Source organism: Vibrio sp. Y176, assembly GCF_033438945.1.
Window position 1 is genome coordinate 97,561 of record NZ_JAWOQS010000004.1, and the last position, 12,088, is coordinate 109,648.

Annotated in this window: 10 protein-coding genes and 1 pseudogene; 6 read left to right on the forward strand and 5 right to left on the reverse strand. The window is 44.3% G+C overall.

The annotated features are described in order from the left end of the window. Positions 1-3: 3 nt before the first annotated feature. From R7O13_RS11625 to R7O13_RS11640, 4 genes are all read left to right on the forward strand, one after another. Entirely contained in the window at positions 4-957 is a 954-nt protein-coding gene (locus R7O13_RS11625) for a cobalamin biosynthesis family protein (RefSeq protein WP_005381839.1), read from the forward strand. Continuing rightward, positions 957-1,778 (forward strand): vitamin B12 ABC transporter substrate-binding protein BtuF, encoded by an 822-nt coding sequence (gene btuF, locus R7O13_RS11630; RefSeq protein ID WP_017633625.1) that lies wholly within the window; start codon positions 957-959, stop codon positions 1,776-1,778. Before R7O13_RS11625 ends, btuF begins: the two co-directional genes overlap by 1 nt. Positions 1,779-1,847: 69 nt before the next feature. Then, positions 1,848-2,468 carry a TRIC cation channel family protein gene (locus tag R7O13_RS11635; RefSeq protein WP_005387377.1) on the forward strand — a complete coding sequence of 207 codons (621 nt, stop codon included), beginning with the start codon at positions 1,848-1,850 and terminating at the stop codon, positions 2,466-2,468. A gap of 128 nt (positions 2,469-2,596) precedes the next feature. Beyond that, on the forward strand, positions 2,597-3,451 hold the full coding sequence (locus tag R7O13_RS11640) for a LysR family transcriptional regulator (RefSeq protein WP_317387429.1): 855 nt from the start codon (positions 2,597-2,599) through the stop codon (positions 3,449-3,451). Here R7O13_RS11640 and R7O13_RS11645 read toward each other — a convergent pair. Then, positions 3,393-4,172: a TSUP family transporter gene (locus tag R7O13_RS11645; RefSeq protein ID WP_017821480.1), complete on the reverse strand. Its 780-nt coding sequence runs from the start codon at positions 4,170-4,172 to the stop codon at positions 3,393-3,395. The genes R7O13_RS11640 and R7O13_RS11645 overlap by 59 nt on opposite strands. A 249-nt stretch (positions 4,173-4,421) precedes the next feature. Between R7O13_RS11645 and R7O13_RS11650 the strand changes: the two are divergent. Both R7O13_RS11650 and R7O13_RS11655 read left to right on the forward strand, forming a co-directional pair. Further along, a pseudogene (locus tag R7O13_RS11650) lies at positions 4,422-5,337 on the forward strand (hypothetical protein). Next, complete coding sequence (locus R7O13_RS11655) at positions 5,327-5,746, forward strand: hypothetical protein (protein ID WP_262664944.1); 420 nt, start codon at positions 5,327-5,329, stop codon at positions 5,744-5,746. Before R7O13_RS11650 ends, R7O13_RS11655 begins: the two are co-directional and overlap by 11 nt. Positions 5,747-5,821: 75 nt before the next feature. Here the strand turns inward: R7O13_RS11655 and carB are convergent, their stop codons facing one another. The 4 genes from carB to mutT all read right to left on the reverse strand — a co-directional run bounded on the left by carB (position 5,822) and on the right by mutT (position 12,011). Continuing rightward, positions 5,822-9,055, reverse strand: a complete 3,234-nt coding sequence (gene carB / locus R7O13_RS11660) for a carbamoyl-phosphate synthase large subunit (RefSeq protein ID WP_005381854.1) — start codon at positions 9,053-9,055, stop codon at positions 5,822-5,824. Positions 9,056-9,071: 16 nt separating this feature from the next. Then, positions 9,072-10,211, reverse strand: coding sequence for a glutamine-hydrolyzing carbamoyl-phosphate synthase small subunit (carA, locus tag R7O13_RS11665; protein WP_213898495.1), 1,140 nt, complete (start codon positions 10,209-10,211; stop codon positions 9,072-9,074). A gap of 481 nt (positions 10,212-10,692) precedes the next feature. Then, positions 10,693-11,502, reverse strand: a complete 810-nt coding sequence (gene dapB / locus R7O13_RS11670; RefSeq protein WP_318303901.1) for a 4-hydroxy-tetrahydrodipicolinate reductase — start codon at positions 11,500-11,502, stop codon at positions 10,693-10,695. Between the two features lie 110 nt (positions 11,503-11,612). Beyond that, positions 11,613-12,011, reverse strand: coding sequence for an 8-oxo-dGTP diphosphatase MutT (gene mutT / locus R7O13_RS11675; protein ID WP_005387387.1), 399 nt, complete (start codon positions 12,009-12,011; stop codon positions 11,613-11,615). Positions 12,012-12,088 lie beyond the last annotated feature (77 nt).

Consider the following 12,088-nt stretch of genomic DNA (forward strand, 5'->3'; position numbering starts at 1 on the left):
TTCATGGAAGAAGTTTTTCAGTCATTTTATGCCAACGGTGCGCTCCTTATAATGTGGGGCGCACTGATCTTGCACCTTCTAGTGCCAATCCCCCATTCAGCGCACCCCATCACTTTATGGCGAAAGCTAGCAGAACAGCTAGCCAACAAAGTGAACAATAATCACAATTACTCACAGAGTGTAATCTCAGGCAGTCTTGCATTAGGCTTGATGCTGTTTCCTTGCTTGATATTACTGATTGCAGTAAAGCCATTTGTTTGGCAAATCCCTTTATATGAACTGGTTCTATTGATCATTGCGCTAGACTGGCGTAACAGCGAAACGTTAACGAAACAGCTCGTCACAAGTATCTCTTCGGAAGACAAAGCTCAGTGTCGAGCATTACTGAGACCATATCTTAATCGCGACACTGGTAGCCTCTCGATCGTTGGCATAGGTAAAGCTGGCTCAGAAACCCTGATTATGGGATACAGCCGCAACGTGATCGGCGTGCTATTTTGGTACGCACTAACAGGTGGTATTGGTGCGTTAATGTATCGACTCACAACAGAATTAGCGCGAGTGTGGTCCCCTAGCCGACGCCAATATTTGCCCTTTGGTAAACCTGTGATTCAACTGGTTGCTACTCTGGATATTATTCCACTTCGTCTCTTTGCCATACTTTTAGCTGCCGGAAAGAATACAAGTAATGTGCTCTCTGGAATACAACAGCAAGCGAAGTCTTGGCCCTTACCAGGACCTAGCTGGGTGTTATGTACTATCGGACACAAACTACAACTGTCTTTATGCGGCCCTGCTATCTATCAAGGTGTGCGTGCAGAGCGCGCAAAAATCGGTGGGCGCATTGCGCCATCGGCTATTCACCTTTCACAAATACATACGCTGCTCGTTTGGCGCGTCCTGGCTTGGATCGCAATCCAAAGTTTGCTTTTAGGAATAATTTATCAAGGATTATGATGAATAAATTATGCTTCGCATTAACGCTGTTTGTTTCGACAGCGACCTTCGCTCAACCCGCTCAACGCATTATAAGTTTAGCTCCACATGCCACCGAAATTGCCTTTGCAGCAGGGCTAGGAGAGCAGCTTGTTGCTGTCAGCGAAATGAGCGATTATCCAGAACAGGCAAAGCAGCTAGAAAGAGTCTCAAATTATCAAGGAATTAAATTAGAGCGCATTATTGCTCTTCAGCCGGACTTAGTGATTGCTTGGCCAGCCGGAAACCCCGCTAAAGAGTTGGAGAAAATTAAACAGTTCGGTATTCCTATCTATTACTCCACTACAGGTTCATTAGAAGATATCGCCAATAATATCGAGCAACTCAGCCAATACAGCGAAACTCCACAAGTAGGAAAAAAGGCCGCTGAAGATTTTAGAACGCAACTGAGTACACTAAAAGAACAGTACAACACGAACGAGAAAGTTAGTTACTTTTATCAGTTGAGTGAAAAGCCTATCATCACTGTCGCCGGAAAGAACTGGCCAAGTGAAGTCTTTACTTTTTGCGGTGGTGAGAACATTTTCGCCGCATCTAGCGCGCCTTATCCTCAAGTTAGCATCGAGCAAGTCATTACTCGCCAGCCAGAGGTTATTTTTACTTCTCGTCACGCAATGAGTAACGATGGTATGTGGGCTGAGTGGAGTAATGAGCTTCTTGCCCTTAAAAACAAACACATCTGGTCCCTAAACTCTGATTGGATTAACCGTCCGACACCACGCACATTGAACGCGATCAAGGAAGTGTGTGAGCACTTTAAAAGCGTTCGTCAAAAACGCTAACGATTTCGTGGCAAATACCGTACAATTTCCGACCATTTTTTCTCACACTATTTAAAGGTACTAAGTAACATGGACTCCATGCTGCTTTATATGATCGATTTGTTCGGTACCGCTGTTTTCGCTATCTCTGGCGTATTACTGGCGGGCCGTTTAAAAATGGATCCATTCGGCGTTATCGTGCTCGGCAGTGTGACTGCTATAGGTGGCGGAACAATCCGAGACATGGCGCTTGGTGCCACTCCCGTATTTTGGATAACAGATACGACTTACTTATGGGTGATATTTGTTACGTGTCTACTAACCATGCTTGTTATTCGAAGACCCAAGCGACTCTCATGGTGGGTATTACCCGTTTGTGATGCCATCGGTCTCGCTGTGTTTGTGGGAATAGGAGTAGAAAAGGCACTCGCCTACAATGCATCTGGGATGGTCGCGGTGATAATGGGGGTTATTACTGGCTGTGGCGGTGGCATTATACGAGACGTGCTGGCTCGCGAAGTTCCTATGGTATTAAGAAGTGAAGTCTATGCTACGGCATGTATTATTGGCGGCATCTTCCATACGATGGCGGTAAACATGGGTTATGACCACTCAACGGCTTTACTCGCTGGTGTAATCTCAACGCTCATTATACGTCTCGGTGCGATTCGTTGGCATCTATCCCTGCCAACTTTCGCCATTAACCGTTAAACACCAACAACATCACTCACCATGGAGTCGACCAAGTGTCGGCTCCTCTCATTTATGCTCATTTGATTCGCCAATTCTTGGGCAATTCGCTAAATTATCCCAACCATTCCTAACTTTCATTAATCATTATGTTGCTTGAAGGTATTGAAACGTTACTTGTCCTCAGTAAAGAAAAAACCATGAGCCGCACAGGCAGTCAACTCTATATTAGTCAATCTGCCGTGAGTAAACGTATTTCAAATCTAGAGAAGAAGTTAGGAAAAAAATTGATAGAGCCAAATGGTCGGCACATAAAGCTGACCTCCGATGGCCTTGCCCTCATAAACACAATAGAACCCACGTTCAATGAGTTAAGAGGAAAAATCCACGATCAACAACAAATAGAAGATACTTCTTTAATCAAAATGGACTGCTCTGAAACCTTAGTGGCGGGATACCTCAGCATGATCATGGCAGAACACTTTGCCCATGATCAGTACATACGAATATCGACCAATCATACGCCACGCATTATTGAGAATGTGAAATCAGGCAAAGCAACATTGGGATTTTGCGCTGGCTATCTACCACCTCATCATGGATTAATGAGCCTTCACCTCGCCGATGAACCTTTCTCAATTGTCAGTCGACATTCACTTTCACAACTACCTAAAGCTATTTTGACCAATGACCTAACTAACCCTGCCAACACATATCAACAAGCTATTTTATCCAAACACGGAATCGAACCTTTGATGGAAATGGATTCGTATACTGCGGCAGCACAACTGGCTTTGGGAGGTATGGCTCCCGCTTTAATCCCTAAATCTATCCTAACGACACTTAATATCACACCTAAGTTCTGCTATGACTTTGAAGAGCTAGATCAGTTAGTTCGACCAATACATATCTGCTTACGTCACAGCACATATCGTAGCGAGCGAGTTAAAGCACTGACAGAATCCATTGCTGATGTTGTTGCCAAAGAAGTTTCGTTGCCATAAGCATCGACATCACTATAACTAGAGGACGAATCCATTTTTGTCCTTTACTTACCACGACCTTCGCCCCTAACTGAGCACCAAGAAAACCGCCAACAGCCATAGTTAAGCCAAGCTTCCACACTGGCAACCCAGCTAAGATAAAAAAGAGTAGTGCCGCTATGTTTGACGTGAAATTGAGGATTTTGGTTCTAGCTGTGGCTTCGACCAAAGAAAAGTGACCTAGTGCAACAAAACAAACAGTAAAAATAGATCCAGTCCCAGGGCCAAAAAAGCCATCATAGAAGCCGATCCCGCCACCAATGCATAGCGCAAACATCGCTTCAGATAACTTTGGTTCTCCATCAATTTTTCGCGTACTTGGCGCGAGTAAAAAATAGAGGGAAATGGCTATCAAAAGAACAGGGATCAAACTGGTGAGTACGCTAGCATCAATAAACTGCACAGCCTCGGCACCGATTGCAGCGCCTATAAAAGTGCAGAGTATCGCAAAACGCATTTCCTTTAAGCTGACAATACCGTTACGCACGAAATACCAGCTAGCAGAGAAACTGCCAAACGAACTTTGTAACTTATTGGTTGCTAGAGCTTGAGTCGGACTCAACCCCGCAGCCAAAAGCGCAGGGAGCGTAATGAGCCCTCCCCCACCAGCCATCGCATCAATAAAGCCTGCGGCAGTCGCAACCAAAAATAAGGCCAACAAAATTTCAACCGTGATTTCCACTACACTTCCTTTTTGAAGAGGTATCAAAGAGGAAGAAACGGTAGCACTTATTCACAAAACTACCAATGGAAAGTCAAGACACCAATCTATTCCTAATTTTCATCAGTTAATAAATCTAGAGAATGATACATTAAAAATATCAATTACATCCAAATATAGAGCCTCACCTCAAGAGCCTCTTAATATTTTGATAGAAAAAGAAAATGCTGTCTTAATAGGAAATATTTAATCTGATAAAAAACGAAAATAATGGAAGCCTTACTGACTCGACCATCAATAAAAGAACAGCAATTACGCTTAAAAATCGAACAGATAGTGAATATTAATCAGCTATTCAGCGTTATTGACGCTAAACCAGAGACTAGCGGTGCGGGTGTAATTTATATTGATAACAAATTCACCGTTGTACGCTTAAGAGACTTTAAATCCACATGCCATATCAATCCTACCTTTATCATTCTACGAGAACCGATAAAATTACAATCATCTCAAGAATTTGCAAAAAAAAATAAAACAGGAAGAGTCAAAATCAAGATTCAATCAAGAGCTTCTATCAGCGAGCATTAGCTGTATTGGTGCAGCGATTGGCTGGATTGGGGTAGTTGGTTCGGGGCTAACAATACCAGTAAGTGGTCCTGTGGGCGTAACTATGTCCTATATCTCACACGCCGCTACTGTTGCTGCCACAGCTCAATGTGCTATTGGAGTAGCAAGAACCCGTATGGTATCTAAATCACCAGACAAATTATCGGATATAGACAGTAATGAGTGGTATCAAAATACAACTAAAGCTTTAGATTACATCTCCTTAGCTGGAGCGGGCGCTAGTGGATATCAAACGATAAAAATGGTTCAATCTCTTAAGCAAACCACTAAGAAAGGCGTTCCCGAGATTCTAAAAGGCTTAAACAGACAAGAAAGAACAAGATTAACTAAAGAAATCATCCGTAAAAACCTTCCGAGCATTTCGAATAAAGCTCGTAAACAGCTAATGTTGTCAGGAGAAATTCCTAAGAGGTATTCACAAGCAACAATATCCGCATCCATTTCTCATCAGCTTCTAGATGCAATTGGAGGCTCAATTAGCATAGTAGGAAGCGGTTATTCGGGAGAGTTAAGAAATCTTGCTATTGGAATCTATGAGGAATTGAAAGTTGAATACTAAATCAATTAGCATAGCAAACATCTCACTAAGTATATGTTTATACTTGGCATTGACTATTGGTCTGGCTGTTAGCTTAAGCATTTGGAATGACTGGTTTTCTTTCACTCAACACATTGCTCTAGATACTTACCTCCTTACATTGGGAGCTATTACGGTTGTTGTTGTATGCATTCCAAACATTCTGACAATAAGCAAAGGATTAAGTGTTGCTGCAAAAATAAACTTACTTACTATCTCTTTTATCATTCTCACTTGCAGCATTAATTTTGTTGTAGCAAATGGTAGTACTATTTCTTCATCTTTGGGTACATTGCTTGCCATCATTAGCTTAATGATCTTCAAAAGCGAAGCATACCAATCGTTCCTAGCACACTTTAATGCTCTTCATTTTAGAAAAACCTCGATATAAAAAAGCCCGCTCAAATGAGCGGGCAATGAGGTTGTCATGTAAGCCCTGATTAATGAGCTTACTGATTTTTATCTGTTACGCGTCTAGACTCGCTTTCACTTTAGCGTGTAACTCTTGAACCGAAGTTACTGACGCTTTTGCGTCTGCAGTATGAGACATACATGTAGCGAACGCTGCATTCAGTGTCGTTGTGTAGTTCACTTTTTCTGCCAGCGCACCACGGCGTAGAACTTTCGAATCTTCAATCGCTTGACGACCAGCAGCCGTGTTTACGATGTAGGTGTATTCGTTGTTCTTGATGCGGTCAAGAATGTGTGGACGACCTTCGTGTACTTTGTTTACCAAACGTGGGTTAATACCCGCTTCGCCCAGAATTACAGCTGTACCGTGTGTCGCATCCAACTGGTAACCCAGTTTCACTAACTTAGAAGCTAGGTCAACAACACGCTCTTTATCACCTTCACGTACAGACAGTAGCGCACGACCACCTTCAGGATAAACCGCACCACAACCTAGCTCTGCTTTCGCGTAAGCTTCTGCGAACGTTGCACCCACACCCATTACTTCACCTGTTGAGCGCATTTCAGGGCCCAATAGAGGGTCAACACCAGGGAATTTGTTGAACGGCAGAACCACTTCTTTCACTGAGTAGTAAGGAGGGATAATCTCTTTAGTAAAGCCTTGTGACTCTAGAGATTGACCCGCCATTACACGTGCAGCGATTTTCGCTAGAGGAGCGCCTGTCGCTTTCGATACGAATGGTACCGTACGAGCAGCACGAGGGTTCACTTCAATTAGATAAACGTCGTTATCTTTCACAGCAAACTGCGTGTTCATCAAACCGCGCACACCGAGTTCGAATGCTAACTTCTCAACTTGCTCACGCATCTTGTCTTGAATTTCCTGACTTAGCGTGTATGCAGGCAGTGAACATGCAGAGTCACCAGAGTGAACACCCGCTTGTTCGATGTGCTCCATGATACCGCCGATAACGACGCGTTCACCGTCACAGATAGCATCAATATCAACTTCGGTTGCATCATCCAAGAAACGGTCTAGCAGAACTGGAGACTCGTTCGATACGCTTACTGCTTCGTTGAAGTAGCGACGCAGGTCTTGCTCGTCGTACACGATTTCCATCGCACGACCACCGAGTACATAAGATGGACGAACAACTAATGGGAAGCCAATTTCTTTCGATTTCTCAACCGCTTGCTCCATCGTTGTTACTGTCGCGTTTTCTGGCTGAAGTAGACCTAAACGGTCAACAGCGGCTTGGAAGCGTTCACGGTCTTCCGCACGGTCGATAGCATCTGGGCTAGTACCAATGATTGGCACACCAGCCGCTTCTAGAGCACGAGCCAGTTTAAGTGGCGTTTGACCACCGTACTGAACAATCACACCTTTTGGTTTTTCAACGCGAGCGATAGACAGTACATCTTCCAGAGTTACTGGCTCGAAGTACAGACGATCAGACGTATCGTAGTCAGTAGATACCGTTTCTGGGTTACAGTTAACCATAATGGTTTCGTAACCGTCTTCACGCAGCGCAAGTGATGCATGGACACAACAGTAATCGAATTCGATACCTTGGCCGATACGGTTTGGACCGCCACCAAGAACCATGATCTTATCTTTGTCTGTTGGGTTTGCTTCACATTCTTCATCGTAAGATGAGTACATGTAAGCCGTGTCAGAAGAAAACTCTGCTGCACATGTATCCACACGTTTGTAAACCGGATGAATATCAAACTGCTCACGAGCACGGCGAATTTCACTTTCAGCGACACCAAGCAATTTAGACAAGCGAGCATCAGAGAAGCCTTTGCGTTTCATCTGACGAAGCACTTCTTTGGTCAAACCTGCGTAGCCGCCCGCCTTGACTTGTTCTTCGAGTTTTACAATTTCTTCGATTTGAACCAGGAACCAGCGGTCGATTTGAGTCAAGTTGAACACACCGTCGACTGACATACCCGCTCGGAATGCATCGGCGATGTACCAGATACGCTCTGCACCTGCTTCTTTAAGTTCGTGACGAATCTTAGTCAGTGCATCTGGCGCTTCCAGATCGACCATCTCATCAAAACCAGTTGCGCCAACTTCTAGGCCACGCAGTGCTTTATGAAGAGATTCTTGTTGGTTACGACCAATCGCCATTACCTCACCAACCGATTTCATCTGAGTTGTCAGACGATCGTTTGCACCAGCAAATTTCTCGAAGTTAAAGCGAGGGATCTTAGTTACGACGTAGTCGATAGTTGGTTCAAATGACGCGGGTGTTGCACCACCTGTGATGTCGTTTTGTAGTTCGTCTAGCGTAAAGCCAACAGCCAGTTTCGCGGCAATTTTCGCAATTGGGAAGCCTGTTGCTTTTGATGCTAGCGCAGAAGAGCGAGATACACGCGGGTTCATCTCGATGATGACCATACGACCATCTTTCGGGTTGATACCAAACTGTACGTTTGAACCACCTGTTTCAACACCGATTTCACGCAGAACAGCTAGCGATGCATTACGCATAAGCTGGTATTCTTTGTCAGTCAGTGTTTGTGCTGGAGCAACCGTGATTGAGTCGCCCGTATGGATGCCCATTGGGTCAAAGTTCTCGATTGAACATACGATGATACAGTTGTCCGCTTTGTCACGAACGACTTCCATTTCGTACTCTTTCCAACCGATTAGTGACTCATCGATAAGAAGTTCGTTGGTCGGAGATAAGTCCAGACCGCGACGACAGATTTCTTCGAACTCTTCTTTGTTGTACGCGATACCACCACCAGTGCCACCCATGGTGAACGATGGACGAATGATACAAGGGAAGCCAACCATATCTAAAACTTTGTAAGCTTCTTCCATGCTCTTCGCTGTATCTGCGCGAGGACACTCAAGGCCGATAGACTTCATCGCTTTATCAAAACGAGAACGGTCTTCCGCTTTGTCGATTGCATCAGCCGTTGCACCAATCATCTCTACGCCAAACTCTGCGAGAACGCCGTGCTTCTCTAAATCTAACGCACAGTTAAGTGCTGTCTGACCACCCATAGTTGGCAGAACTGCATCAGGACGTTCTTTCTCGATGATCTTGCGTACAACTTCCCACTGAATCGGCTCGATGTAAGTCGCATCTGCCATCTCTGGGTCAGTCATAATCGTTGCTGGGTTAGAGTTAACCAGGATAACTCGGTAGCCTTCTTCACGAAGAGCTTTACACGCTTGTGCGCCAGAGTAGTCAAACTCACATGCCTGACCGATAACAATCGGACCAGCACCAAGAATTAGAATACTTTGAATGTCAGTACGTTTTGGCATTATCTACTACTCCGAATTAAGCGCTGTGTTTTTTGATTAGTTCGATAAAGTGGTCAAATAGCGGTGCCGCGTCATGTGGACCAGGGCTCGCTTCTGGGTGACCTTGGAAGCTAAATGCTGGCTTGTCTGTGCGGTGGATACCTTGCAAAGAGCCATCAAATAGCGATACGTGAGTAGCACGTAAGTTTTCCGGTAATGTTGCTTCATCTGCCGCAAAGCCGTGGTTTTGCGAAGTGATCATCACAACGTTACGCTCTAAATCTTTTACTGGGTGGTTTGCACCGTGGTGACCAAACTTCATTTTCACCGTTTGCGCACCTGATGCTAGCGCCAGAATTTGGTGACCTAGACAAATACCAAAAATTGGCAGGCCTTTTTCTAGGAACACTTTGGTTGCTTCAATCGCGTAAGTACATGGTTCTGGGTCACCAGGGCCGTTCGATAAGAATACGCCATCTGGATTTAGTGCCAGAACTTCTTCCGCTGACGTTTCTGCAGGTACAACCGTTAAGCGGCAGCCGCGGTCAACCAACATTCGTAAGATGTTGCGTTTTGCGCCAAAGTCGTAAGCGACAACGTGGTATGGCAGCTCGCTGTCATCTTTCGCCTCTGGAAGTCCACCCTCGAGCGTCCACGAACCTTGCTTCCATGGATACGCTTCTTTTGTTGTAACTTCTTTCGCAAGGTCCATTCCTTTTAAGCCTGGGAATTCTTTTGCTTTCGCTAGTGCCAAAGCTTCGTCTAGGTTGTTGCCCGCAACAATACAGCCGTTTTGAGCACCTTTTTCACGCAGGATACGAGTGAGCTTACGAGTATCGATATCAGCGATGCCAACGATATTTTGAGACTTAAGATAATCAGAGAGGGATTGTTCGTTACGGAAGTTAGAAGCGATTAGAGGAAGATCGCGAATCACAAGGCCTTGTGCATGAATGGAAGAGGATTCTTCATCTTCGGAAGTGGTTCCGGTATTGCCAATATGAGGATAAGTGAGAGTGACGATTTGCTGAGAATAGGAAGGATCAGTGAGGATTTCTTGATACCCCGTCATCGAGGTATTAAAAACGACTTCACCAACGGAAAGACCATCTGCCCCTATGGACACTCCGCGGAACACTGTCCCATCTTCTAGGACCAACAGTGCTAATTTACCCAAGACAACCTCCAGAATAAAAATGCAAAAAAAATAAATCAAACTGCAAACATGCCTTCCTTTACCTATAAAATCTACATAAATAGGTATTTCAGACAAATTGGCGGTATTCTAAAGTTGGACTCGAAACCTGTCAACCTACAATCAAAAATAAATGATTAATTTCTAGCGAGTAAGGTCATTTTGAATCAGTAAGGCCCAAAAAGATAACTTTTACATGCTATTACATAGAGAGGCATAGAGGTTTAATGAATTTTACAAATTTGAACTTTTTAGAGATCACAAAAAAGTATGAGTTTTTCACGCAAACGTTCACTCGACAAAAAAGACATTAGTTTTTAGACATCAAAACCCAAAACACCCACAAAACAACCAAAACAACAACAAAAGTAAGCACCAAAATACTTTCTGTTAGAATCATTTCATTTACAAATAATTCTATAGATATAAAAAAGCCGGCTACCGCCGGCGAATAATTATGTATTTAGAGTTCATTCAATCCCAAAACATCTGTCATGGTATAAAAGCCCTCTGGTTTGGCACTCAACCAAACAGCGGCCTTGACGGCGCCATTAGCAAACGTCATACGATCGGTCGCTTTGTGCGTTATCTCCACTCGTTCCCCGATATCAGCAAACATGGCTGTGTGCTCACCGACGATATCGCCAGCGCGAATTGTAGCAAAGCCGATCTCATCTTTAGTACGTTCACCTGTGATACCTTCTCGCGCATAGACAGCTACATCATTCAGCTTGTTGCCCATCGCACCAGCAATGGCTTCGCCCATCCCGATAGCGGTACCAGAAGGAGCATCAACTTTATGACGATGATGTGCTTCGACAATCTCAACATCGCAGTAGTCGCCCATCACTTTGGCTGCTTTCTCAAGAAGCTTAAATACTAGGTTCACACCAACAGAGTAGTTAGGAGCCATGACAACAGGCACTTGCTTAGCGGCTTCGTCAATCAGTTCACGCTCTGCATCACTGAAACCAGTCGTCCCAATCACAATACTCTTTCCATGCTTCTTACACAGTTCAAGATTCGCCAACGTACTTACTGGGGCAGTAAAATCGATGATTACATCAAAATTATCGACGTCTTTAGCAAGATCATCCGTTAAGAACACATCGAATTTGCCTTCACCACAAAGTTCACCGATATCGACACCGACAAGTGAGGACTCAGGTCGTTCTGATCCCGCGCTCACTGTCGCCTCTGGGTTAAGGTGTGAAGCTTTAACCAAATTACGGCCCATTCGGCCTGCTGCTCCTGCGATTGCAATACGAACCATTGCGCTTTCTCTCCTTCTCTGGATAACGAGGTTTGCTCTCGTTCTCTCGTTTCGCTTAATCTGTTTAAACTAACAACATACCGTGGTTACCACAAGCAAGTTCATCAGGCTTAAGCGAACTCTTTTACGACACGCTCCAAGATAGGCACGTTCGCTTCAGGAAAGGCATAGTTACCCAATTCTCTTATCTCAACCCAGCGACCTTCTTGACCTTCTCGGCCGTAAGGCTCATTACTGAACTTAGATACCGTAATAAAATCAAACTTAAGTGATTTGTCTGGATAGTCATATTCCAAATGCTCGAAAAGGGCTTGCTCAGTAACTTCAATTCCTACTTCTTCTTCAAGTTCTCTTGCTAGAGCATGTTCAATACTTTCTCCTGACTCGACTTTCCCGCCGGGAAACTCCCAAAACCCGCCTTTATGCTTGTCGTCTGGACGCTTTGTAATAAAAATTTTTGATTTGTCTTGGTTAAAAATAATAGCCGCGACTATGTGAATTCTTTTCATAGGGGTTCCTAACTCTCAAGCCGTTACACTTCAACGGTCTTTGAATCTCTATAACTATCCGATGCTATCAAAACTTA